This window comes from Streptomyces sp. NBC_01463, assembly GCA_036227345.1.
GTDB lineage: Bacteria > Actinomycetota > Actinomycetes > Streptomycetales > Streptomycetaceae > Streptomyces.
The window spans coordinates 7893762-7919610 of record CP109468.1 but is presented as its reverse complement, the minus strand read 5'-3'; the positions used below and the strand labels follow the sequence as shown (position 1 = coordinate 7919610).

At 70.3% G+C, this 25849-nt stretch carries 15 protein-coding genes; 6 read left to right on the top strand and 9 right to left on the bottom strand.

Annotated features, from left to right (window positions below; all coding sequences use genetic code 11):
- Positions 1-47 precede the first annotated feature (47 nt).
- From OG521_34795 to OG521_34780, 4 genes are all read right to left on the bottom strand, one after another.
- Positions 48-1034: a hypothetical protein gene (locus OG521_34795; GenBank protein ID WUW25655.1), complete on the bottom strand. Its 987-nt coding sequence runs from the start codon at positions 1032-1034 to the stop codon at positions 48-50.
- Positions 1035-1217: 183 nt separating this feature from the next.
- Positions 1218-2549, bottom strand: a complete 1332-nt coding sequence (gene lysA, locus OG521_34790) for a diaminopimelate decarboxylase (protein WUW25654.1) — start codon at positions 2547-2549, stop codon at positions 1218-1220.
- Between the two features lie 65 nt (positions 2550-2614).
- The gene (locus tag OG521_34785; GenBank protein ID WUW25653.1) at positions 2615-3040 is read right to left on the bottom strand and encodes a hypothetical protein; all 426 of its coding nucleotides are present in this window, start codon (positions 3038-3040) and stop codon (positions 2615-2617) included.
- 201 nt (positions 3041-3241) lie between these two features.
- The gene (locus OG521_34780; GenBank protein ID WUW25652.1) at positions 3242-4120 is read right to left on the bottom strand and encodes a sigma-70 family RNA polymerase sigma factor; all 879 of its coding nucleotides are present in this window, start codon (positions 4118-4120) and stop codon (positions 3242-3244) included.
- Between the two features lie 94 nt (positions 4121-4214).
- Between OG521_34780 and OG521_34775 the strand changes: the two genes are divergently transcribed.
- Both OG521_34775 and OG521_34770 read left to right on the top strand, forming a co-directional pair.
- The gene (locus OG521_34775; protein ID WUW25651.1) at positions 4215-4664 is read left to right on the top strand and encodes a carboxymuconolactone decarboxylase family protein; all 450 of its coding nucleotides are present in this window, start codon (positions 4215-4217) and stop codon (positions 4662-4664) included.
- Positions 4665-4810: 146 nt separating this feature from the next.
- Positions 4811-6652 carry a serine/threonine protein kinase gene (locus tag OG521_34770; protein WUW25650.1) on the top strand — a complete coding sequence of 614 codons (1842 nt, stop codon included), beginning with the start codon at positions 4811-4813 and terminating at the stop codon, positions 6650-6652.
- Positions 6653-6788: 136 nt separating this feature from the next.
- Here the strand turns inward: OG521_34770 and OG521_34765 are convergent, their stop codons facing one another.
- Positions 6789-9020, bottom strand: coding sequence for a serine/threonine-protein kinase (locus OG521_34765; protein ID WUW25649.1), 2232 nt, complete (start codon positions 9018-9020; stop codon positions 6789-6791).
- A gap of 155 nt (positions 9021-9175) precedes the next feature.
- Entirely contained in the window at positions 9176-10258 is a 1083-nt protein-coding gene (locus OG521_34760; GenBank protein WUW25648.1) for a magnesium and cobalt transport protein CorA, read from the bottom strand.
- A 73-nt stretch (positions 10259-10331) separates the two neighbouring features.
- On the opposite strand from OG521_34760, the gene OG521_34755 reads away from it, so the two are divergent.
- Together OG521_34755 and OG521_34750 are read left to right on the top strand one after the other, a co-directional pair.
- Positions 10332-10577, top strand: a complete 246-nt coding sequence (locus tag OG521_34755) for a hypothetical protein (GenBank protein ID WUW25647.1) — start codon at positions 10332-10334, stop codon at positions 10575-10577.
- A gap of 23 nt (positions 10578-10600) precedes the next feature.
- Complete coding sequence (locus OG521_34750) at positions 10601-11032, top strand: hypothetical protein (protein ID WUW25646.1); 432 nt, start codon at positions 10601-10603, stop codon at positions 11030-11032.
- 89 nt (positions 11033-11121) lie between these two features.
- Here OG521_34750 and OG521_34745 read toward each other — a convergent pair whose 3' ends face one another.
- The 3 genes from OG521_34745 to OG521_34735 all read right to left on the bottom strand — a co-directional run bounded on the left by OG521_34745 (position 11122) and on the right by OG521_34735 (position 16707).
- Complete coding sequence (locus OG521_34745; protein WUW25645.1) at positions 11122-12696, bottom strand: DUF2207 domain-containing protein; 1575 nt, start codon at positions 12694-12696, stop codon at positions 11122-11124.
- A complete protein-coding gene (locus OG521_34740; protein ID WUW25644.1) occupies positions 12693-13226 on the bottom strand; it encodes a LemA family protein in 534 nt (177 codons plus the stop codon). The genes OG521_34745 and OG521_34740 overlap by 4 nt, the downstream gene beginning before the upstream one ends.
- A 289-nt stretch (positions 13227-13515) precedes the next feature.
- Positions 13516-16707, bottom strand: a complete 3192-nt coding sequence (locus OG521_34735) for a DNRLRE domain-containing protein (GenBank protein WUW25643.1) — start codon at positions 16705-16707, stop codon at positions 13516-13518.
- A gap of 503 nt (positions 16708-17210) precedes the next feature.
- On the opposite strand from OG521_34735, the gene OG521_34730 reads away from it, so the two are divergent.
- Together OG521_34730 and OG521_34725 are read left to right on the top strand one after the other, a co-directional pair.
- Positions 17211-25259, top strand: coding sequence for a ricin-type beta-trefoil lectin domain protein (locus tag OG521_34730; GenBank protein ID WUW25642.1), 8049 nt, complete (start codon positions 17211-17213; stop codon positions 25257-25259).
- A 5-nt stretch (positions 25260-25264) separates the two neighbouring features.
- Positions 25265-25660 (top strand): hypothetical protein, encoded by a 396-nt coding sequence (locus OG521_34725; GenBank protein WUW25641.1) that lies wholly within the window; start codon positions 25265-25267, stop codon positions 25658-25660.
- The last annotated feature ends 189 nt before the right edge of the window (positions 25661-25849 follow it).

Below are 25849 nucleotides of genomic sequence, written 5' to 3'. Positions count from 1 at the left end.
GGAACGGGCCCGGGCCGGAGAACCGGGACCCGGACCTGGGCCGGCGCTCAGGCGCGGCGGTGCTGGCGGGCGAACTGCTTCTCGGGCTCCGCGAAGTAGGTCCAGGGCCACTCGGTGTAGGCACCGTCGAGCGCCTGGAAGACGCGCCCTGACGTGTGGCGTTCAGCGGCGAGCGACAGCGCCATCGCGAACACGTTGAAGTCGTGCTGCCATCCCGGACGCCGGACGTAGGCGGGGTGGAGGACGCTGTGGTCGGCGGCGTCGCGCAACTCGGCCTGGATCGCGGGAGTGCGCAGACAGGCCGCGTCGTCCGACTCGACCCAGTCCTCGATGTGCGCCATGGCGATCACGCAGCCGATCCGGTCGCCGTGCGGAGCGCGGGCGAACGCGTCGCGGGCGAACGCCATGGCCTCGCCCGCTTCACCGCCCCAGCGGGGCTGCAGCTGCGAAACCCATTCGATGTGGGTCTCCAGGTCCAGCGGGGCGCGGCGCAGAGCGGCTGCGAGCCGGGTCTCGTTGACGACGGTGCCCAGCGACATGCCGCGGCCGGAGGTGAGCAGCCGGCGCCACGGTGTGACCCAGTCCGGCCGCAGCTCGGCCGCCCGGAACAGCTGCTCCTCGGCGATGTCGAGGCGCTCGTGGAAGGTCCGCCACTGCTCCTGGGTGACGTTGACGGCCCGCGCGCTGGTGCGCGCTTCCCAGCCCCAGCTGATGTGCCGCGCCCCCGATATCAGCAGCGCCGTCGCCCGGTGCTCCTCGTCCTGCTCCACGGCCCGGCCGATCCAGTCCTGCACGCCGTCCAAGTCGGCCAGCTCGCCGAGCACTTGGTGGTCGTGGCCGAGATCGAAGGGCACCAGCGCCGCCTTGACCGCGTCCCAGTCCCCCGCACCGGCCGCCTCGACCAGCGCGAGCACCCGCGCGTCCCCGAGCGCGCGCAGCGTGTACATCCCGTTCTTCTGTCTGCGCGGCACGGGAAGGGCGTGCGGATCAACCGCCGGTCTCTCGCCACCCCTGCCGAAAAGCTTGCCGAACATGCCGCGCCCTCCCCTGGTCCCGCGTGATCGTCGGGTGCAGCATAAGGGGCCGCCCCGCCATCACTTCCACAGGGTATTCACGGTTGCTCCATGAATCCGGTGCAGGTTGCGCCCGCCCGCGGACGTACGGCGTTCACCAGGGGACGGCGGGCCGAAAGGCCGGCAGCGAGGCCCGGCCCCGGTTCAGAGTCCGATGTCGCGGCCGTTGATGTCGGCGAGGGACTCGCGGCGTATCAACAGCCGGTCGCGGCCTTCGTGGACGGCGACCACGGGCGGGCGCCCGACCGCGTTGTAGCTCGACGCCATGGAGAGGTGGTAGGCGCCCGCCACCGGGATGGCCACCAGATCGCCGGGGTGGATGTCGGCGGGGACGACCGCGTCGGCGGCGAGTACGTCGCCGGCCTCGCAGTGCCGGCCGACGACGGTCGCCGTGCAGGGCTCGGCCGTCGAGCGGCGGCCGATGAGCCGGGGTGCGTAGCGGGCGCCGTACAGCGCGGGCCGCGGGTTGTCGCTCATTCCGCCGTCCACCGCCACGAAGACGCGGTCGCCGGTCCGTTTGACGGCGAGCACCCGGTAGAGGGCCACGCCCGCGGGCCCCACCAGGGCGCGGCCCGGCTCGATGGTGAGCCGGGGCACGGGGATGCCGGCGGCGGCGCAGCTCGTGGCGAGTTCTCGGTGGATCCGGGCGCCGAGGGACGGGATGTCGAGCGGAGCCTCGCCCGGCCGGTAGGCGACGGCGTGCCCGCCGCCCATGTCCAGTTCCGGCAGCACCGCTCCGTGCTGCCGGTGGACCTGGGCCAGCAGCCCGGTCATGCGCCGGAGCGCGGTCAGGTAGGGCTTGACCGTGGTGATCTGTGAGCCGATGTGGCAGTGCAGGCCGACCAGTTCCAGATGCGGCTGGCCGAGGATCCGGGCGATGGCGTGCTGGGCGCTGCCGTCGGTGAGGGAGAGCCCGAACTTCTGGTCGTCCGTACCGGTGCGGATCGCGGCGTGGCCGCCGGCGCTGACCCCGGGGACCACCCGCACCAGCACCTTCTGGCGGGCGCCGTCGGGGACGAGGGCGGACAGCCGGGCGATCTCCCACGCGCTGTCGATGACGATCCGGCCGACGCCCAGGCGGAGCGCGGCGCTCAGGTCCTCGGGGCTCTTCGCGTTGCCGTGCAGCACGATGCGCTCGGGCGGGAAGCCGTTGGTGACGGCGAACTCCAGCTCACCGGCCGAGCAGACGTCCAGCCCGAGTCCCTCCTCCCGCACCCAGTGCAGAAGGGCGCGGCAGAGGAACGCCTTCGCCGCGTAGACGACGTCGGTGTCCGGAAAGGCCTGGCGATACGTACGGCAGCGTGCGCGCACCTCGCCCTCGTCGAGGAGGTAGACCGGCGTCCCGTACCGCTCGGCGGTCTCGACGAGGGACACACCTCCCACGGCCACGTCGCCGTGCGAGGTGAGCCGCGCGGAGGCGGGCCAGACGGACAGAGCCGCGGTGTTGGCCGGCGCCACGGCGCCTGCGTACGGCATGGCTGGTACCGACGTCGGAGCGGCGGGCCCCGGCAGTATGGATTTCATGGTGATCCCCCGGCCCGTCACGAAGTCGATGCGGTTGCGGTTGCGGCGGGCAGCGGGGGCGTGCCGCTCGCTCGCGGTTCCCTGGCCGGCCTGTATGTGCGCTGCGGACCGCGGCCCGCTCGGCCGCCGGGCCGCCCGGCAAGGGGTGCGGCGCCGGGCCCGGGAGCGGCCAGCACCGGGTCGATGGTGAGGCCGTCGATGCCCAGGGGCGCGACGAGTGCGCGTGCCGCCGGCTCCGAGAGCCGGATCCAGGGCTGCTGCTTGCCGAGCGTCCGGGTCAGCTGTCGCTCGTCGGTGAAGGCGACTGCGGTACGGACCCCGAGGGGCGTACGGAAGAGGCGGGCGCTGCAGCCCACGGACCCCGGCCGGACCGGAACGAAGAGGGCCCCGGCCCGGTCGGCAGGAAGGGGGTCGGGGTCCTCGGCGGACTGGTTGTCGTTCATGGCACTCCTCGTTCGGGCGGGTCATCGCCCCGGCCTGCGAACACGCCGGGGCACATCAGTGACGCTATGCCCGCCCCCGACCCGAGGGGCGTGTCCGTTGTCGGGCCCTTGATCCCGGATGCCGGAGTCTTGACGCGCGGTTGACAGGAGGCTCGACACCCGCCGCGTGCCGGGCCCGTCGGTCATCACCCCGGCCCGCGTTCACTCCGGAGCCGGCAGATCCATCAGCGCGAGCTTGGCCGGGTCGATCACGACGGTGATTCCGGCGATCCGGCCGCCGACGACGGTGAACGCCAGGATCGACAGCGGGGTCCCGTTCCCGTTCCAGGAGACGACGCCCGGGCAGCCGTCGACCAGGACCGCCCGGCCCTGTGCCGCGGCTGCGGCAAACAGTTGGGCACCGGCCGCGACCTTGGTGGCGCCGAGGGTGACGACCAGGCCGGAGGGGGTGTCGACGGTCAGCTTCACCTCGGGGTCCAGCACCCGCAGCAGCCCCTCGAAGTCGCCGTGGCGAGCCGCTGCGAGGAAGGCTCGCACCACCTCCCGCTGCTCCTGTCCGGATCCGGTCGGGCGTTCGGTTGTCCGCACCTTCCGGCGGGCGCGGCTGGCGAGCATCTTGGCGGCGGCGGTGGACTTGCCGAGGATCCGGCCGATCTCGTCGAACGGCACCGCGAACAGGTCGTGCAGCACGAACGCCAGCCGTTCGCCCGGCCCGAGCGACCCCAGGACGACGAGGAGCGCGAGCCCGACCGAGTCGGCGAGCATCGCGTCGTCCTCGGGAGCCGGCCGGTCGTCGATCGTCACCACGAGGTCGGACAGACCGTCGTCGTAGGACGCCTCCGGGCGGGCCCGGCGGGAGCGCAGGACATCGAGGCTGATCCGGCCGACCACCGTGGTCAGCCAGCCGGCGACGTTGTTGATGGCCGTCGTGTCCTGGCGGGAGAAACGCAGCCAGGCCTCCTGGACCACGTCCTCGGCGTCCGCGTGCGATCCGAGCAGGCGGCGGGCGACCGCCCGCAGCCGGTCGCGGTGGGCCTCGAACGTCTCGGCCATCGGGTCGGTCGGGAGGGTGTCGGACATGTTGTTACCTTCCTCGGCGCTGCTCCGTCATGGGTGATGACGGGCCCGGAAGGGCGCAGGTAACCGGCCAGCCGGTGATCAAGGAGCAGAACTGATGGAAGCACGCATGACAAGCCCGGCCAATCCCGACGTGATCACGGCGATCCAGCACCTCTACAAGGCGATTCACGCCGGAGGGGTGGACGGACGCCTTCTCTCGCTGGTCCATCTGCGGGCCAGCCAGATCAACGGCTGCAGCCCCTGCATCTTCGCCTCCGTCCGGGCGGCGCAGAAGGCCGGTGAGACGGAGGACCGGCTGCACCACGTCGTCGCGTGGCGCGAAACGCCCTTCTACACCGATGAGGAGCGGGCGGCCCTCGCCCTGGCCGAGGCCGCCACCCGGATCCAGGACGGTGCCCCGGGTGTGACCGACGAGATCTGGAACACCGCCGCCGGCCACTTCACCGAGGAGCAACTGGGTGCGATCACCCTGGAGGTCGCGTTGACCAACTTCTTCAACCGGCTCAACCACACGGTCAAGGAGCAGGCCGGCAAGACCTGGTGAGCCGGAGCGGCCCGTCGCCGTCCCGATCCGCTGCTCTCGACCTGCCGGACTTCACACGCTTGGATGGTCATCGGTCGTACGACCGGTCCCGCACGATGTCCGAGTGGCACGGAGCCTGCGAAACGGAGCCGATGATGGAGTCTGGGATGGCGACGGCCGGGGTGTCGCTTGCCGACCGGTACCTGCTTCGGCGGCTGTTGGGGCGCGGTGGCATGGGCGAGGTCTGGCTGGGCCGGGACGCGGTGCTGGGGCGTGAGGTCGCCGTCAAGGTCATGCCCGTCGCGCCGGACACCGTCTCGGAGCGGCGCTTCCTGCGCGAGGCCGAGGTCCTCGCCGGTCTGCGGCACCCGGGGATCACGGTGGTGCACGACGCCGGCCGGCACGACACGTACCGCTTCATCGTCATGGAGCTGCTGACCGGCCACGACCTCGCCCGGCTGCTGGCCGAACAGCGGGCGGGGCAGCTGTCGTTCGCCCGTGCGGTGGACCTGATGAGCCAGACCGTCGACGCCGTCGCTGCGGCCCACCAGCACGGGGTGGTCCACCGCGATCTGAAGCCGGCCAACCTGTTCGTGCAGGCGGGCGACCGGGTGAAGGTCTGCGACTTCGGTATCGCCCGCGTCTCCGACACCTCCGAGACGCTGACCTCGGCCGGTCCGGTCCTCGGCACTCCGGCGTACATGTCGCCCGAACAGCACCAGGGCCGGACGGCGGACGCGCGCACCGACCTGTACTCCCTGGGCGTCGTGCTGTTCGAGATGCTGACGGGTGTCCTCCCGTTCCCCGTCGACCAGCCCCTCTACGCCCTGATGCGCCAGCACGTGGAAGCGACCCCACCGCGGCCGAGCGCGCTCCGCCCCGGCATACCGCGCGAGTTGGAGAAGCTGGTCATGGGGCTGCTGGCCAAGGACCCGGCACGGCGGCCGGACACCCGGGAGGTGGCCGCGGCACTGGCGGAGCTGACCGCCCGGGACGCCCTGCCGACCGCGGCACCGGGTTCCGGGCGGACCTCCCGGCACGACCGCGGCCGGCGGCCCCGGACGCCCACCCTCGCGGCGAACCCGGCACCGGACGCCGGAGCGGGTGTCGCGTTCGACCTGCTCCGCACATTGAGGAGCAACTCCGGCGGCTCCGTCGACGCCCTGGCGTTCAGCCCCGACGGGCAGGCCCTCGCCACCGGTCACAGCCGCTCGGGCGTCCGCCTGATCGACCCGCACACCGGCAAGGTGCTCCATCCCCTCACCGGAACCGATGACCGCGTCCACACACTCGCGTTCGCCCCCGACGGCCGCACACTCGCCACGGGAGGCGAAGGCCCGGTGGTACGTCTGTGGGACGGCCGTACGAACACGCTGCGGGCCCAGCTGACCGGGCACACCGGAACCGTCGTGAGCGTGGCGTTCGCACCGGACGGTCACACCCTCGCCGTCGGCAGCTACGCGGGGCTGCGCCTCTGGAGCGCCGACACCGCGAAGCGCCTGGCCGATCTGTCGGGCGGCACGGGCCCGGCGGCGTTCAGCCCCGACGGCCGTCTCCTCGTGTCGGGCGGCACCGACGGCTATGTGCGCCGCTGGAGCCCGCGTTCGGGCAAATCGCACCGCCCGCGGTCCGTCAGACCGAACGGCCAGGTCCGTCTTCTCGCGTTCGGCCCGGACGGGCAGAGCATCGCCGCCGTCTGCGCACCGCTCACCGCCCGGGACAAGGGGCTGGTCAATGTGGTGGACACACGCACCGGGCGGGGGCACCGCCGGCTCACCGGCCACACCGAGGACGTGGGTGCGCTGGCGTACAGCCCGGACGGGCGGCTGCTCGTGTCCGGCGACCACGGGGGCACCGTCATCGTCCGGGACGCCCGCTCCGGCGCGCAGCTCCTCATCCTGCCCGAGCGGTCCGAGAGGGTCCGCGCGCTGGCGTACAGCCCGGACGGCGCGACGCTCGCCGTGGGCTGCTTCGACGGAAGCATCCGCCTCTGGGGCCTCCGTAGCTGACCGGAGGTCCGGACCGACGGGGCTTCGGGTGCGCAATGCGTGGCGGACACGCCAAAGGGCCGAGGGCAACGCCTGTGCGTGTGCCTCTTGTTCTCGATACTGACAACCGGCGGCCGGCATCCGGCGCGGCCGCGCGTCAGCCCGACTTCGGCGGCTTCCGCGCGTCGAAGGCGAAGAGCGTGTTCTTGGCCGCGGCGACGAACAGCGCCCGCCCCGCGACGGTCACCCGCGGGCTTGCGCCCTGCTCGCCCGTCAGGCCGTCGGCCTGCGGATCCGTTGTCCACAGCACTCTGCCGTCGGACGGCGAAAGGGCCACCACCCGGCCGGTGGCCGAGCTGAAGTACAGCGCGCCGGGACCCGCCGCTGGACCCGCCGCACCCTCCACCCCTGTCTGCCGCGACCACTTCTTCCGGCCGGTCGCGGGGTCGAGCGCCGTGACGAGACCGGTCTGTCCGCTCACGTAGACGGTGCCGTCCGCAAGGCCGGGCGTGCCCGCGTACGTCTTGGCCAGTGGTGCGTAGGTGACCTTCCGCGTGGCCGGATCGACCCGCGCCACCCCGTCGTAGCCGGCCATCGCCGGTCCCTCCATGTGCTGGTGCAGGAGTACGACGCTGCCGTCGTCGACGCCCACCGGCTCGGCGGGACCGTTGACCGCGACGGGCCCGCCCAGCTTCCCCGTGGCCCGGTCGACCACGTGGAGGGTGGGGTGACGCACCTCCAGGGCGTCCACCTCCGCGTTCGTCGCGCACATCGCGAAGAAGCGGGGGCCCGCCGGGACGGGAGCGCACTGGGTACCCGCGGGGAACGGGGTCGTCCAGGTGACGTCACCGCTGTGCGCGTCCCGCGCCTCGAAGCGGGAGTTGGAGGCGTCGACCGTCACCACGGTGGAGCCGACCACCACGGCGTCCAGCGTCCGGCCCGTGACGGCCGTCGACTGGGCGCCGGACGGCACGGACCACAGCTCGCCGCCGTCGTTCGCGTCGAGGGCCACCACCTCGCTGCGAGGGTCCTGCGGGGCGTCCTGGGCGGCGAAGCGGTACCCGAGCACCGTGTCGTCGGTGGCTCCCACCAGGTGCATGCCCTGGACGGGGACGCCCGGACTCTTCGCGGTCCAGACCCGTGAACCGTCCGAGGCCCTGACCCGGGTCGCGACGACGCCGCCGCCCCCGCAGAACAGCGCGTCGCCGTGCGCGACACAGCGCAGCTCGTCGGGGATGTCCTCGATACCGCCGGGGACGGTCTTGTGCCACGGTGCGAAGCCGGCCGGGAGCGTGGCGCCGGGAGCGGCGACGCTGTTGCCCTTGTCGCCGTCGCTCCTGCCTCCGAAGCCGTCGCCGGTCACCGCGGCGACCCCGCCGCCGATCGCCCCCACGGCGACCGCGGCCGCGAGCACGGGCCGCCAGCGGCCGCGCAGACGGCGGCCGATGGCCGTGCCGGTGCTTCCCGTGCCGGGACCGGGCGGGGTGGCCGGCGACGGGGTGGCCCGCGTCAGGAGGTGGTGCTGGGTGTGCATGTCGCGGGTACGGCCCGTGCCGGAACCGTTCGGGACGGCCCCGCCGAGGTCGGCCGGCAGGTCCCGCAGCAGCACGAGGAGTTCGTCCGCCGACGGGCGGCCCTCGGGCTCCTTGGCCAGGCACGACTCGACGACCGCGCGCAGGGCCGCCGGCACGGCGTCCAGCGACGGCTCCTCGTGGACGACCTGGTACGCCGTCATGTAGGGGCTGTCGGCGTCGAAGGGACCGTGGCCCGTGGCCGCGTACACGAGCAGTGTCGCCAGCGAGAAGACATCGGAGCGGGGCCCCACGCCCCGCGGCGCCTGCAACTGCTCCGGCGACATGAAGGGCGGCGTGCCGATGACCCGGCCCGTCATCGTCAGCGTCTGCTGGTCCACGGCGCGCGAGATGCCGAAGTCGATGACGCGCGGGCCCTCGGGCGAGAGCACGACGTTCGAGGGCTTCAGGTCACGGTGGACGACCCCCACGCGGTGGATGTCGCGCAGCGCCTCCGCCAGCCCGATGGCGAGCCTGCGCAGCTCCGCCCCGTCGAGCGGGCCGTTCGCCGTGATGCGCTGGGCGAGCGTCTGCCCCTCGATGTACGTCGTCGCCATCCACGGCTGCTCGGCATCGGGGGCGGCGTCGACCACGGCGGCGGTGAACGCGCCGCTCACCCGCCGCGCCGCCGCCACCTCCTGCCGGAAGCGGATGCGGAACTCCTCGTCCCCCGCGAACTGCTGGTGGATCAGCTTGATCGCGACGGGCCGCCCCGAGCTCGTACGGGCCAGGAAGACCGTGCCCATGCCACCCGAGCCGAGCCGGGCCTCGAGCGGATAGCCGCCGATCTCGGCTGGATCGCCTCCGCGCAGCGACACTCTTGCCGTCCTCCTGTCCCCCGTGCACCTCTGCCGGCACGGGCCTGCGTACCTGTCCTGCCTGCACACAAACTAGTCGCAGGGCGGTGCGGCAGAACAAAGCGGGTGCGCACAGGAAGCCCGGATCCGCTCCCGTACGCGCTCACACGCCGGCGTCAGAGCCAGCCGTTGCGACGGAAGCCCCGGTGGATGACGAAGCAGGCGGCGGCGATGACACAGAGGACGAGGGGATAGCCGTAGGTCCAGCGGAGTTCGGGCATGTGGTCGAAGTTCATGCCGTAGACGCCGCACACCATGGTCGGCACGGCGACTATCGCGGCCCAGGCCGTGATCCTGCGCATGTCCTCGTTCTGGGCGACGGCGACCTGGGCCAGGTGGGCCTGGAGGATGGAGTCGAGGAGCGCGTCGTAGGAGGCGATCTGCTCGGCGGCCCTGGCCAGGTGGTCGGCCACGTCACGGAAGTACGCCTGGATCTCCGCGTCGACGACGGGGGCGGACCGTGTGGCGAGCTGCTGCAGCGGCCGGTCCAGCGGCGCCACGGCGCGCTTCAGCTCCAGCAGTTCCCGCTTGATCTGGTAGATACGGCCCGCGTCGCCCCGGCCGCTGTTCTCACTGAAGACGGCGTTCTCCACGACCTCTATGTCGCTCTCCACGGCGTCGGCCACGGCCGCGTACTCGTCGACCACATGGTCGGCTATGGCGTGCAGCACCGCGGCCGGGCCCTTGGCCAGCTGCTCGGGTGTCTGCTCGAGATCGTTCCGCAGCGGGCCCAGGGAGCCGTGCCCGCCGTGCCGGACCGTGATGACGAAGTCGGTGCCGACGAAGGCCATGAGCTCGCCCGTGTCCACCACCTCGCTGGTCTCGGTGAGCTCCGTGTGCTCGACGTAGCAGACGGTCTTGAAGACCGCGAACAGCATGTCGCCGTACCGGTTCACCTTGGGCCGGTGATGTCCCTGGACCGCGTCCTCGATGGCCAGCCGGTGCAGGTCGAAGAGTTCGGCGAGGCCGGTGAACTCCTCGCGTTCCGGCTCGTGCAGACCGATCCAGACGAACCCGTCGCCCGTCTTGCGCACGCGCCGCAGACAGTCCTCGACATCTCCGTGGCCGTGCTGCCGTACGCCGTCGCGGTAGACCACGCAGTTCACCACCGAGCTGCCCAGCGGTGATCGCGCCGGATGGCTCAGGTCCACGGCACGGCCCTGGGTGCGGCGGACCGCGCGGCGGATGTTGCTGAGCATCGACACTGCGGCTCCTTCGGCTGACGGGCGGCCAGTGTGCCACCCGGCGTCGCCGGTCCTTCGCGCAGGATCCGTGAAGGGTGGCAGCCGGCGTGCCGACGGCCGCCGGCGACGGCTTTACGTCCCGGTGCTGCCGGTGGCGCTGGTGCTGTCGCCGCTGCTGCTGCTCGCCGTGCCGGCCGGACTGGTCGCGTGCCGCAGGTTCCGGGTGAGCCCGGCGGGCGCCCTCCGCGGGAGCCGGCGGCTGCTGTGGGCGCTGCCCGGCACCCGGTTCGAGATCGAAGAGGGCCGAACGGCCTTACAGGTACGCATCAGATGAGCCGGAAGAGCAAGGAGTTCCCCATGAACGAGCAGCGCCGTCAGGTCCTGCGGATGCCGGCCGATGGCAAGGTCACCGCGGACGAGGCCGAGCGTCTGATCGGCGCTCTCGAACGCGAGCAGCCCGCGTCGCCGCCCGGAGCCGTGTCCCGCCCGGCATCGCGGCCCAAGTACCTGCGCGTGGTCGTGGATTCGGCGGACGGCTCCGGCGGTGACGGGCGCAGCCGGGTCAACATCCGGGTCCCGTTGCAGCTGCTGCGCGCCGGGGTCCGGATCGCCAGCCTCATCCCTCCGCAGGCGCTCACCAGGGTCAACGCGGAGCTGGCCAGGTCAGGGGTGCCGATCGACCTCGCCGAACTCAAGCCGCAGCACCTGGAGGAGCTGGTCGACCACCTCGACGACGTCATCGTCGACGTGGAGGACCCCGACGCCACCGTGCGGGTCTTCTGCGAGTGAGACGGCCGGGGCACCGGCGTCCGGGCCTCGGTGAGAGAGCGGGCGGCGTCCGGAGCGCCTCAGCGCTGAGGCGCTCCGGAGCCTCTCCCCTACGGGGCGTCCTGCTTGAGGGCCCTCGCGCGGTCGCCCTCCGGCATCGCGGCCCGCACCAGCTCGGCGGAGCGGATGGTGCGGGTGGCCGGCGATACCCTCAGCCGCACCTGGGCGCCGGTCGCGATGCCCTGCGAGGCGGCGGGCAGCGCCCAGGCGGTGGTGAGGTCGGTGTCCCCCTCGTCCAGGACCAGGAACCGGGCCGCCTCCCTGCCCTTGCGCGGCTCCATCCGCAGCACCTCGCCGGTGATCGTGCCGGCTTCCCGCCGCTCCAGGCAGGCGAGTACCAGGAAGTACACCGCCAGTGCCCCGAAGACGGCGATCGCGGCGAACTCGACGGGCAGGGGGCCCTCGTGGGCCGCCGCGTCGACGAACCAGCCGTGGCTGCCGCTCGCGAAGTTGCCGGGCATCATCGCGAGGAACGCCACGAGCAGGGTCCAGCGGTTGAACGTGCCCGCCACCACGAGCCCGAGCAGTGCGCTGCCCACCCAGCCGATGCTCAGCACCAGACCCGGCCGGCGCAGTGAGTCGCCGTGCTGCGCGTCGACCACGACCGACCAGTCGGGCTGCCGCAGCACCGCGTACACGGCGACGCACGCCGCGAACACGCCCAGCCCCGCCGCCAGATACAGCAGCCGCTTCGTCGAGGCGCCGAAGCCGGGACGCAGTCGCGGGTAGCGGATCCGTACCGGGCGCCAGGTCCCTCCGTACGAGGACCAGACGCGCCGCCGGTCTCCGGAGTCGAATCCGAGGAGCCGGCTGCTCAGGCTGGTGACGCCGAGCGCGGTGCCGTACGCGAGATAGCGGTCCCAGACGGTCACGGACGCGGGCGGCAGCCGGGCGAAGTCCTCGTGCGCCGTCAGCCAGGCGCGCAGTCCGGCCCAGTGCCCGGCGCGTTCGAGGCCCTCGGGTGTCGCCCGCTCGCGCAGTGACTTGCCGAGCAGGAAGGCCAGCGCGGCCCCCGGAGCCACGCCGACGGCGAACGCGGCGCGCAGGTTGTGCCCTCCCATGACCGCGGCCACGGTGAACAGCGCACCGGGTACGAAGGCGCTGAACATCAGCGCGGAGCCGAGCAACCGCGAGTAGCGGAACCGGGACAGGCCGCGCTGCCGGGCCTCGGCGATGATCTCCTGGCGCAACGAGGAGTTCCAGGCGGCGGCGCGCTTGGCGTCACGGAAGGCGATCGCCCCGATGGGCGCGCCGCCGTCCGCCGCGCGGGCGTTGACCCGGTCCAGCACCCGCTGCTCGTACGGCGGCAGGCCCGCCGCCGCCCGGCCGGCCTCGGTGGCGTGCACGGTGCTGCGTGCCGGGTCGTCGCCCGGCTGCCGGAGCTCGACGAGCCCGCGGGCCGCGAGGTCCAGCAGGGTGGCCGCGGCGGCGTGTTCCACACCCCGCCAGCCGTTGCCGAGCAGGCTGACCACGGCCGGCGGTTCGGGGTCGTCCCCGAACTCCTGGGTCGCGGGCCCCGGCGTGACCTCGCCGTTGCGGGTGGCGACGAGCGCGAACCCGAAGGCGACGAGCCAGAGCACGATCAGGGCGGCGCCGCCCCAGTAGAGCTGTTCGGTGAGTGTCACGCGAATCTCACCTGGACGGCCTCCTGCGCCGCGTCGGCGGCCTCGAAGTACTCGCGCCGCTCGTGCGCGCCGCCCAGGCCCGACACGACGTTCCCCGGGAAGCTCTCGAGGGCGGTGTGGTAGCTCTGCACCGCACTGTTGTAGAACTGCCGCGCGTAGGCGACCTTGTCCTCCGCCGTCCTCAGCTCGGCCTGCACCGTACTGAAGTGCTGGTCCGCCTTGAGGTCGGGATAGCTCTCGCCGAGCGCGAACAGTTTGCCCAGCGTCGTGGTGAGCGCGTCCTCGGCTGCCGCCCGTTCGGTCACACCGAGCGTGCCGCTGACGGCGGCCCCGCGCGCGGCCGTGACCGCTTCGAAGGTGCCGCGCTCATGAGCAGCGTAGCCGCGCGCACTCTCCACCAGATTCGGTATCAGTTCGTGCCGCCGCTTCAGCTGCACATCGATCTGCGCCCACGAGGCCTGCGTCTGATTCCGCAGCCGGACGAGGCGGTTGTAGGTCCGGACGACCCACCACACGACCAGAACGACCAATACCGCAATAATTGCACCAACGATGACACCCACGGTGTCGCCCCCAGAGGCCCTAGAAGATCCGACCCCCCTGGCCGATCGACGTGATCATATTCCGGCCGTCAAGCCCCGTACGGACCGGGGATCGTTCGCCCGCGGGGTCCTGCTCACCCACGTCCGCGGACGGGAGCGCGGCGACCCTCCTGGCCGTGCCGGTGCAGGCCAGGAGGGTGCGGCGGCCCCGCGGCCGGCGTGGTTGCGCCCGCCTTCCGAGACGCGCTGTTTCGTTGCCCGGGTCAGCCGGGCCGGGTCAGCCGAAGGCCCGCTTGTCGCCCCAGCCGGATCCGATGACCGTCTTCACGGGCGCGTTGGTGTTGGTGGTGGACGGGTTGTAGATGGCCATGTGGCCGTCCGCCGCGAACCGGGCCCAGATGTCCGGGATGCCGTCCTTGTTGATGTCCGGGATGCCAATCGCGGTGTCGACGTTCGCCTCGGTCCAGCTGCTGCCGAACGGGACGTCTCCGTTGAGCGAGTTGGCCGCCAGCATCAGGGAGTTGAGGTCGACACTGCCGGCGGTGGAGCCGGGCTTCCCGTGACGCACGTACATGTTGCCGTTGTCGAGGTTGCGCCAGAGCAGGTCGGGCGTGCCGTCCTTGTTCATGTCGGCGAGGTTGACGACGTCGCGGCGCCCCCAGGCGTCGGAGTTCATCTGGGTCGCGGTCCGGATGGTGGCACCGCTGTAGCCGGAGAGCACCCACAGGGCCGCGTCGGTGCGCAGCACCAGGTCGGGCAGCTTGTCGCCGGTGATGTCACCGACGGCCTTGAGCTGGATCCAGGTGGACGGCGCGGGCGCGTTCGACGGGAGGCGGATCTTCATCCGGTCGCCGACGTCGAACGAGCCGTAGCCGTCGCCCGGGTAGAGCCAGAACCCGCCTGACGGGTCTACGGCGAAGAGGTCCGTCGTCCCGTCGCCCGGGTAGGCATCCTGGTAGTGCGCGATCAGCGCGGCCTTGCCGGTCGTCGCGTTGTACCAGTGACCGGCCGGGGCCGGCGTCGACTTGCCGTCGGCGCCTGTCGTGTACGAGGAGGTGAGCTGGCCGTACAGCTCGCCGCCCGGCTGGCCCGGATACGTGCGCAGCACGCCGGTGCTGTCGATGAGGAGCAGGTCGGGGGTGCCGTCGCCGCCGGTGTCACCCGGGCCGTCGGCGTTGTCCCTCGGCGGGACGTAGGTCGTGTGGTCCGTCCGTGCGCTCATGTTGCCGAGGCTGTCGTAGGCGTAGACCTGGAGGGTGTTGGGGCCGGCGTTCGGCGGCCGCAGGTCGGGGACGGTGGCGAGGCCGGCGGCGTCGGCGTTGACCGTGACGGGGCTGACTCCGCCCCACGCGTAGGTGAACTTCACGGCCCCGGGCGACTCGAAGGTGATCGGTCCGGTCAGGCCGAAGGCCACGGTCGCCCATGTGGCGCCGTCATCGGTGGCCTTGAGGAACACGTCGCTGGTGACGGTGGGCTGGGACGGGCCGCTCGGGTCCACCGTGATGCGGCAGGGCTCGGTGCCCGGCGGGTAGATGGAGGACGTCGCGCCGGCGGAGTCCTTGCCCATCGCGTCCCAGGAGAACGTGGTGTTGGTGGTGAGGTCCTTCAGCAGGGGATCACTGGACGGGATCGTGTACTTGGCGGTGCCTCCGGAGGCACCGATCGCGATCTCGACACCGGCCGGGACCGTGCCGCCGGTCTTCCAGAAGCGGAAGCGGACCTTGCTCATGTTGTTGTCGGGGTCCTTGGCGGTCACCGACAGGGTGATGTTGGTCTTGCCGACCGTCACGCCCGCGCCGGGGCCGGGCTTGCAGGAACCGCCGGGCGCCGAGGAGCCGCTGGTGGGCTCGGACGGGTTGCGGTTGTAGACGGCCTCGATGGTCGCCGAGGTCGCCTTGAACTTGCGCCAGGTCTGGGTGTCCGACTCGGTCGTGGCCCGCATGCCCAGGGTCACGGACGCATCGCCCCTGTCAGTGGCGTACTGAGCGGCGTCCTTGACGTTGAAGTCCTCGTACTCGTCCTTGCAGGAGCTCGACGACCAGCCGTGCGCGAAGGACTTGCGCTCGATCTCGTCGGACCAGCTCGGCTGCGCGTTCCATGTCGTGCCGGACGAGATCGCGCCGGTACGCCACAGCTGGAACTCGCGTTTCGTACAGGACCAGGAGTGGTTGTTGAGCACCTTGAAGGTCGCGCTGGTGATCTTCGCGCCCTTGATGCTCTTCGACCAGTCCATCCGCCAGAAGGAGCGGGCGGTGCCGCCGGTGTCGGACTCGTGGCCGACGCGGGCGTCGGAGGTACCGGAGGAGAAGTTGGTGCCGTTGAAGAAGCTGGTGCTCGGGTACGGCTTGTAGGCCACTGTCCACGCGTCCCAGCCGGGGTTCAGCGGCGGGTCGACGAACAGCGGGTACGTGATGTCCTCGCGCGCCGCAAGACCGGTGGCGGCGAAGCCGAGGCCGAGCCGGGCGTTGTGGGTGTTCTCGCCGTCCAGGGTGATCGGCAGCGGCGCCGCCTGCGCGCCGGGCTCGACGCCGGTCAGTCCGGAAAGCTTCAGGACGTCGTCCGGGGTGGCGGCGGAGGTGCGGTTCGGGGCGCCCTCGGGCAGCTCGGGGTCACGGCCGCTGGAGTCCCAGGCGAACGGCGTCGGAATCGATCCGACCTCCTGGCCGGCCTTGTCCAGGACCTGGACCCGGCTGGCCTTGCGGTCCTGACGGAACACGGCCGTGGCGGAGTCGAGGCCGTACGAGACGGTCTTCAGCGCGTCCTGCCGCGCGGCCTCGGGGGTCTTGACGATCAGGACCTGTGCCATGCCGCCCTCCTCCCGGGCGACGAGCAGCAGGTCGACGCCCGGCAGGACCTCGGAGTACAGGGCGCGCGGCCCGTCGAGGACCGGCTCGGGCAGGGCGCCCGGCCAGGTGTACGCGACGGTGTGGCCGTCGAGTTCGACCTCGGCGAGCACCGTCCCGCCCGGTGTCCCGGTGCGGGCGAACGAGCGTCCGGCGCGCGCCTTGTGGGCGCTGCCGCTCGCGAAGCGGACGGGAACGGCCGGGTTCGCGGGCGCGATACCGAGTCCCCTGGGGGCCTCGGCCGTCCGCTTGAGCTTGTTGTCGATCGGGGCCCACTCACCCTTGGCGTTCTTCGCCCGGGTGGGTGCGGCCGTGATCCGGGTCTTGAAGCTGCCGTTGGGCAGCGCCCAGGTCAGCGAGGTGGCGTCGGTGGCCGTGTCGACGAGTACCTGCGCGCGGGTGCGCAGGGCCTCGGCCATCGCGGTGGCCTCGTCGCGCGGGCCGGTGGACACGGGGGCGGCGCCGGTGGCGCCGTTGGCACCGCCGGCGGTGGCCGGGGAAGAGCCGCCGGACTGCCACCACGGCAGCAGGGCAGCGGTGAGGGCGGCCAGTACGAGGCCGAGGGTCAGGGACAGCCGCGTGCGCGTGCGCACAAAGGGGCTGAGAAAACGAGGCGGCGCGGTCACGGCGGTCTACTCCGGTGGGAACCAGGCGGATTGAGGACAGCACAGACAGCCCCAGTGGGCAGGCCGCGGGGGCAGAAGGCGGGCACACGATCACACATGTGAAGCATTTGCGTCCACAGGTGAAGCTTTTATGAACTCGTTACCTCTATGTGGAGCCGACGTGAAACCGGCCGACGGGCTGTCAACCAAGCCCGATTCAAGGCTTTTCTGGGCCCGTATTGACGGTTAACGCTGAAGTGTCCAGCGTCTTACTGATTGATCATCAGCAGAACGGTCTGATCCGTTTCGCCCCGTGTCACAGATCACTTTCGCGACCCCGGGGCACCCCTTATCGATCTTGAATATGTGGCGGACATGCCAGAGAGTGCGCACGCACGCGTCTGAGGCAGAGGTGTGCCATCCGGTGTATCCGCACCTCGTCCATTGTTTGAACTGCCAGGTGGGAGTCGACGCGTATGCGTGCTTCAGGTCCACTGTCATGGGTGGGGCGGGGACGCCTAGCCATGACGGATTCACAACGACGGCGCCGGCGGCGAAGCCGCACGGCGATCGTCCTTCTGCTGTCCTCGACACTGACCGTGACGACCCTGGGCAGCCAGGCGTTCGCCGTTCCCGGTCCCGGCATGAGCCGCGAGGAGTCGATCGCCAAGATCGGACTCCCGGACCTGCCGGAGGCCACCGACGTCGAGGGCGACGCGGCCGCCGACAAGACCCTGACCCTGGCTCCGGAGAATCCGGTCGCCCCCTACACCCCCACCGCCACCGCGGCGTGGACCTCCGGCACCGGCCAGGCCACGCTCGACGCGAGCAGCGCGCCCGGGACCACGGAGCCGGTCAGCAACAACCTGCCGGTCGCCATCGGTGTCCCGGAGGGCGGTGACGCCGCCGCACTCGCCGGCGACTGGACCGTGGGCGTGGCCCCGCAGACGACCTCGCAGGACGCGGGCGTCTCCGGCATCGTCATGAAGCTCACCCCGCCGGCCACCGTCGACCCGGCCGCCGAGGTCGCGATCAGCATCGACACCACGGGCTTCGCCGACCTCTACGGACCGCAGGCCGCCGACCGCTTCGGTCTGATGCTGCTGCCCGAGTGCGTCTACTCCTCCCCCACCGAGGGCGACTGCGCCGACGGCGGCGACGGCGGCACGAGCACGATGTCCCTCTCCGACGGGGACAAGGACGTCAAGAACGGCAAGAAGGACTTCCAGCGCCTGCGCAGCACGGTGAAGACCGTGGCCGCCAAGGACGCGCCGACGAAGACGAAGACGGCCGGGAAGTCCGCCACCCGCAAGGTCCTCAGCGGCAGCATCCCGGTCTCCAGCCTCGTCGGTGAGGGCTTCGTTCCCTCCGGCGCGACCAAGGCCTCCTACCGGGACGGCGTCCAGCCCGCGGTCTCCGCGAACGGCGGCGCCGCCGTCGGCGGCCTCGACACCGGCTCCTCGGTGTCCGGTGACTTCACGGCCTCGCCGCTGCTGTCCTCCGGCTCCTGGTCGTCGGGCTCCTCCTCGGGCGCCTTCACCTACTCGTACGACGTCCAGGTCCCGGAGACCGCCGGCGGCCTGATGCCGAAGGTCAGCCTGGCGTACTCCTCGCAGTCCGTCGACGGCCGTACGTCCTCGACGAACAACCAGGCCTCCTGGATCGGCGACGGCTGGGACTACAACGCGGGCTCCATCACCCGTACGTACGCCAACTGCCGCCAGGACTCGAAGAAGGCCGGCTCCAACAACTCCACCCACCGCACCGCGGACCTGTGCTGGGGTTCGGAGAACGCCACCCTCTCGCTCGGCGGCATGACCACCGAGCTGGTCTGGGACGCCACCAAGAGCAAGTGGTTCACGGCCAACGGCGACGGCTCCACCATCCAGATAGTCAAGGGCGAGGCCACCGGCAACGGCGCCAAGGACGGTGAGTACTGGATCGTCACCACCAAGGACGGTACGAAGTACCACTTCGGCAAGAACAAGCTCCCGGGCTGGTCGAACCACGGCGCCGACCCCGACGACCCGACCACCGACTCGGTGCTCACGGTCCCGGTCTACGGCAACCACCCGAACGAGGACTGCTACAAGGGCCCCACGACCACCGACTGGACGAACTCCTGGTGCACGCAGGGCTGGCGCTGGGGCCTCGACTACATCGAGGACATCCACGGCAACGCCATGTCGATGTGGTGGAAGAAGGACGCCCCGAACTACTACGCCCGCAACTTCAACTTCAAGGCCCCGGTCGCCTACGACCGTGACGGCTGGCTGGACCACATCGACTACGGCCAGCGCAAGAACACCATCTTCACCGAGACCGCGCCCGCCCGGGTCGGCTTCTCGGTGAAGGAGCGCTGCTACGACGTCGACGACGTCACCTGCTCCGACGCCAACTTCGCCTCGAAGGACCCGCGCAACTACCGGCCCTGGTTCGACACCCCGGCCGACATGCGCTGCGAGTCCGCCAAGAAGTGCTGGAACGCCGGTCCGTCCTTCTGGTCCCGCAAGCGTCTCGACAAGATCACGACCTCGGCCCAGCGGCGCACCGACACCGCGGCCCGGCAGGTCGTCGACGAGTACCAGCTGAAGCAGAGCTTCGCCAAGCTGCTGACCGGCCCGAACACGGCCCTGTGGCTGGAGTCGATCCAGCGCACCGGCTACGCCCGCAAGGGCTCCACCGACGCGAGCCTCCAGCTCAACACGGTGCGGTTCGAGCCCAACGCCGAGGACATGCCGAACCGCGTCAAGGCGGTCCACACCTCGCGCCCCGGTTTCTCCCGGCTGCGCATCGGCCGCGTCGTCAACGAGTACGGCGGCGAGACCATCGTCACGTACAAGCCGATCGAGGGTGACTGTCTCTCCGGCAACCTTCCCCTGCTCGACCAGCAGCCCGGCGAGGACCGTGCCACGGCCATGGCCCGGCTGCAGGCCAAGCTCAAGGTGAACGACCGGCTCTGCTATCCGTCGTTCTGGAACCCCGACCCCGAGGTCGAGGACATCGACTGGTTCCACAAGTACGCCGTGGACACGGTCGAGGAACTGCCCAACATCGACGGCAACTTCACCACCAGGACGGAGTACCGGTACAAGAGCCCGGCCTGGAAGCTCGCCGAGGCCGAGTTCACCAAGAAGTCCCAGCGCACGTACGCGCAGTTCGCGGGCTTCGAGCAGACCACGGTCCTGACGGGCCCGGTCGTCGAGGGCGAGGCGGACACCGCCGGTCAGCGCTCCAAGTCCGTCACCCGCTTCTTCCGGGGCCTCGGCGACACCGTGCCCGTCAAGGACATCACCGGCGCCGAGATAGCCAAGGACCGGGAGCCGTTCGCCGGCCGGATCGCCGAGGAGCTCACGTACACGGACTCCACCAAGGCCGACTCCGACTGGCTGTCCCGCTCGGTCACCAAGCCCGAGGCGACCGAACTCGCCAAACGGGACCGCGACGACGGCCTGAGCCCACTGCGGGCCTGGCGGGTCACGGAGCCGGAGGAGGTCGCGTACACCAAGTCGTCCGGCACCAACACCGACGACCCGCGCCCCCAGCGCACGGTCAGAACGACCTCGAAGTACGACGCGACCTACGGTCTGCCGACCGAGGTCGAGTCGCTGGGCGACGCCGACCCCGCCAAGACCGGTGACGAGTCCTGCACCAAGCTGGAGTACCTGCACCGGCCCGACAAGAACCTCATCGGTCTGTCCAAGCAGGTCCTGGTCTCACCGACGACCTGTGCGAACGCCGACTGGGCGGATCTCGGCTCGCTGAGCGGCGCCACCCGCACCTCGTACGACGGCACGGCCTACGGCACCGCGCTCGGCTCCTCGACCCGTGGCCTGGCCACCGAGTCGTGGACGCTCAACGGCGCCGGCACCGGCTTCCAGACCACTGGTACCACCGAGTTCGACGACGTCGGACGCGTGGTCAAGGAGACCTCGGCGGAACAGCTGAAGCAGCTGATTCCGAAGTCCTCCACGATCGCCTACGACTCCATCGGGCCGGCCACGGGCCAGGTCTTCAAGGTCACCACGACCAACATCCTCGGGCAGCGTCAGATACAGGAGCTGGAGCCGGGCCGCTCGGTCACCGTCAGGACGACCGACGCCAACGACCTGGCCAGCGAGGCCGTGTACGACCCGCTCGGCCGGCTCGCCGAGGCCTGGGCCCCGGGCCGTACGTCTGGCACCGGCGTGGCGGACTTCCGCGCGGTCTACACGGTCCCGAAGGAGGAGACCGACCCCGACGACGCGAATATCAAGATCCGCAAGCCCCCGTACGTCACCACGTACGCGCGTGGCTACGAGGACCGGATCGAGACCTCCGTCACGCTCTACGACGGCCTCGGCCGTGAGCGGCAGACGCAGGAGGAGGCCGACGGCGGCGCCGGCTGGCTGATCACCGACACGCTGTACAACGGCTCCGGTGAGGTCTACCAGACCAACAACGCCTACCTGACCGACGAGGCGAAGCCGGGCGAGCTGTTCAGCCCGCTCGCCGACACGGCCATTCCCAACATCACGCGCTACACGTACGACGGTCTCGGCCGCGTGCTGAAGGAGACGCCGTACCTCAAGTGGATCGACCCCGACACCAAGGAGTCCTCCTCCAGGGCTTACGAGGACCGGGCCGTCCGCTACGAATACGGTGAGGACTGGTCGAAGGTCATCCCTCCGGCGGGCGACTCGTCCTACCGCGTGTGGACCGACGCGACCGGCCGCACCATGCGCACGGACACTTTCAACCCGGCTGCCCCCGGCGGGTTCACGTCGACGCGCTACCAGTTCGACGCGCTGGGCCAGCTCTCGAAGGCGACCGCCTCGGCGGACACGGCGCACCCGTGGTCGTGGACGTACGACCATAACGGTCAGATGGAGACGGCGGCGGACCCCGACTCGGGTACGTCCCGCACGACCTACGACGCCTTCGGCCGACTCGAGACGATGACGAACGCCCGCGGCGTCAAGGTCTGGAACAGCTACGACGAGCTGTCGCGTCCGAAGGAGGTGCGCGAGAACAATTCCGCCGGCAAGCTGCTGTCCTCGTTCACCTACGACACGGCCCCCGGCGGCAAGGGCATGCCCGCCACCGCCACCCGCTACACCGATCTCCAGGCGTACACCCAGAAGGTCAACGGCTACACCAAGGAGTACCAGCCGACCTCGACCACGCTGTCCCTGCCGCAGTCCATCGCCGACACGTGGGGTCTGAAGAAGGACTACACGTACGACTACACGTACAACGACCGCGGCATGCTGGACGAGACAACCGTTCCGGCAGTGGGCAGTTTCGACGCCGAGAAGCTGGTCGTCCGCTACAACAAGGACGGCAAGCCGCTCTCCATCTCCGGCAAGGACTGGTACGGCTCCGAGACCACCTACGACGCCTACGGCCAGGTGCTCCGTTCCACGCTCGGTGCCCAGCCGTACCGGGTGTGGACGCAGAACGCCTTCGACGAGGGCAGCGGTGAACTCACCGAGCAGTCGGTCTACCGCGAGAAGAGTGACGCCTCCGCGGACAAGAGCGTCGTCGGCGGCAACCTCGTCTCGAACCGGGGGTACACCTACGACCCGGCCGGCAACGTCACGTCGATCGAGGAGAAGTCCACCGGGATCGCGGAGCGCCAGTGCTTCGTCTACGACCCGCTGGGCCAGCTGAAGTCGGCCTGGACCTCGAAGGACCGCACGAGCTGCGTCAACCCGAGGAACCCGGACGGCTCGCTCAACAAGAACACGGACGGCACACTTCGTGTCGCCGCGGGCGCGGACAGCTCCGGCTACTGGCAGGAGTACGAGTACGACCTGCTCGGCAACCGCACGAAGCTCACCGAGAACGACCTCTCCGGAGACACCACCAAGAACGCGGTCTCCACGTACGCGTACGGCAAGAACGCCGCCAAGGACCAGCCGCACACGCTGACCAAGGTGTCGAAGAGCTACAAGACCCCCGCGGGGGCGCAGATCACGGCCGAGGCCACCCGGCTGTACGAGCTGACCGGCGAGACCAAGACGGTCACCTCGGTCGAGAACGGAGACAAGCAGGAACTGAGCTGGACCTATGACGGCCAGGTCGACCGGATCACCGGCGCGGGCACCGGCGGCAAGACTCCGTATGTGGGGCTCGGCCAGAAGTGCCTGGACCTGAAGTCGAGTGCGACCACGGCCGGCCAGCCGATCCAGTTGTACTCCTGCAACGGTTCGCCGGCGCAGAACTACAAGTTCACGCCCACTCCGGGCACGGCGTCGGCGCCGCAGACCGATCCCGACAAGGGCACGCTCTCGGTGTACGGCACCTGGTGCCTCCAGCCCGCCGCCAACACGACCGGCTCGGCGGTCCAGATCCAGAAGTGCGACGGCTCGGCCGCACAGGAACTGAAGCGCAACGCCTCCGGCCAGCTGATCCACCCGGCCTCCGGCGGTCTGTGCCTCGCGGTGCAGGGCGCGGCGGACGTGAACGCGACGCCGATCGTGCTCGCCACCTGTGCCTCGGCCCAGGCCGCCCAGCAGTGGCTGCCGCAGAACGACACCCGTCACATCTACGGCCCCGACGGCGCCCGGCTGCTCACCATCAAGGGCAAGCAGGCGACGCTCCACCTGGGTGAGGCCGAGGTGACCGTCCAGCAGGGCGGCGCCGTGGTCAACACCCAGCGCACCTACGGGGTTCCGGGTGGCGCGGTGATGCGCTACGCCTACGGCAACGGCGCGGAGACCCTGGTCGCCCAGACCACGGACCAGCAGGGCAGTGCGTACGCGGAGGTCGCCCTTTACGGCGGCATGTCGGTCCGTGTCCGCAAGCAGGACCCCTTCGGTAACGAGCGCGGCACCGCCGGTGCCAACCTCCAGAGCCACAAGGGATTCCTCGGCCAGACCCGGGACGACTCCTCCGGGTTCCAGCCACTGGGTGCCCGTCTGTACGACCCGGTCGTCGGACGCTTCCTGTCCGTCGACCCGGTGCTCGACGTGGACGACCCGCTGCAGGCCAACGGGTACGTGTACGCGCAGAACAACCCGGTCACGTACTCCGACCCGACCGGTGAGTCGATCGTCCTGAGCGCCTCGGAGAAGGCCGCGGCCCTCGCCGGCGCGGGTCTGTCCGCGGCGCAGGTCGCACAGGCGCAGTCGATGCAAGGCAAGTCCCTCACCTCCGTCATCCTGGCGGTGGCGTGGGAGACGCTGAAGGACTTCATCGGCATCAACGACGCCATGGCCTGCTTCGGCGGCGACATGTGGTCGTGCGTCAGTATCGCGGTCGACGCCATCCCCTGGTCCAAGCTCGGGAAGATCCCGTCGGTGATCAAGGCGGTCAACCGCACCATCGAGGCCATCAAGGCCTTCAAGGTGGCCAAACGGGCCGCCGAACTTGTTCTCAAGGCCGCCAAGGCCGCCGAGTCCGCCGCGCTGAAGGCCAAGAAACTGGCCATCGAGAAGGCCAAGAAGGAAGCCGCGCAACGGGCCAAGAAGAAGGCCGCCGAAGCCGCGAAGAGAAAGGCCGACGAGGCTGCCGCGCTGAAGCGGAAGACGGGTAACGCCGTCCAGAAGCAGTCCCAGGCCAAGGCCGCGCCCAAGGCCTCCTCCCACCCGAGCGCGGGCAAGGGCGGCGGCAGCAAGAGCTCGGGAGGCGGTGGCGGCGGCAAGTCCGGCGGCTCCTCCCGCAGCAAGGGCGGCACCAGTGGCGGCGGCGGCTCCGGCAAGGCCGACGGCGGCGGTTCCTGCTCGGTCAACAGTTTCGTGCCCGGCACGAAGGTGCTGATGGCCGACGGCTCCACCAAGCCGATCGAGAAGGTCAAGGTCGGCGACAAGGTCATCGCGACCGATCCGGAGTCCGGCGAGAACGTCGTCGAGACGGTCACCGCCGAGATCAAGGGCCGGGGCCTCAAGCAGCTGGTCCAGGTCACGATCGACCTCGACGGCGGGAACGGCTCGAAGACGGCCCGGGTCACCGCGACCGCCGGACACCCCTTCTGGGTCGCCGAGCTCGGCGAGTGGATCGACGCCACCGATCTCAAGTCCGGTGAATGGCTCCGGACCAGTGCGGGCACCTACGTCCAGATCGCCGCGATCAGGCGGTGGACCGCGCAGGACTCCACGGTCCACAACCTGACCGTCTCCGATGTGCATACGTACTATGCGCTGGCGGGTGCCACACCGCTCCTGGTTCACAACTGCAACAGTGGCGCTTCGGAGGCCCAGAGCGATCTGTCCAATATGCGAAGCGAAATGGACATGGACCAGGTCGGCACGACTTCCCCCAAGAAGGAGGGAACTCTTGCTCGGCTTGACTACCAGGGGCAGACTTTCTACGGAATGAACGCACCCGGCGTGCAGCACAGCAATCCGGGCAAGGTCATGACCATGCACCTTCTTCACGCCGAAGGTGATGCTCTCGCCCAGGCTCACAGAGCGAACTTGAGGGGCGGTGTCGCCGTATTGCATACGGATCGCGCTCCCTGCTCGTTCTGCCGGAACAATTTCGCGGGAATGTCACGCGCGCTCGATCTCGATGCCCTGATGGTCTACGGTCCGGATGGTCTCGCCGGCGTGTATAGTCGACAGGCTGATCGATACATCAGGTTGAGGTAGGTCACGTGGGAAAGAAGAACGAGATCGGATGTGAAATCTGGTCCGCCGATGGAGACTTCACCGAGAAATTTCTTCCGCTTGGTAGCGAGTCGCTTCGCGATATCGCATCCTCATTGGGTGCGGATGACTCCGCCACCATGGTGTGGAATGACGGTGAGGATCCTTGCCTGATGATCGCCCTGTCCGAGGGCAGAGCGGTTGTCACTCTCATTCTCGAAGCAAGGTTCCATACCTTGATCGGTTCGAATGATCCCGGTGATATGGAGATCATGGTGGGCGGGCAGTCGGTGGTTCAGCCGAAACGGCTGACGACTTCCGTCGGCAAGGCGATCGATCTGATTGGTGACGTTCCTCGTGTAGATGAAATACTCCATCGTTATTCCTGGTACACCGAAGAGTAAAGTCCTCTTCATCCCGGAACAGCGGTGACGGAAGCAACCGAAAGCAAGGGCGACGGACACTCGGTGTCCGTCGCCCTTGCTGTTCTGCCGGGCAGGAACGGTCGTCAAGTGCCGCTGATCCGGGAGGAGCTCTCCAGGGAGTGACGGCCGCCGTACCACTGCCGTAGCCGGTGGACGCCGCATCCGTAA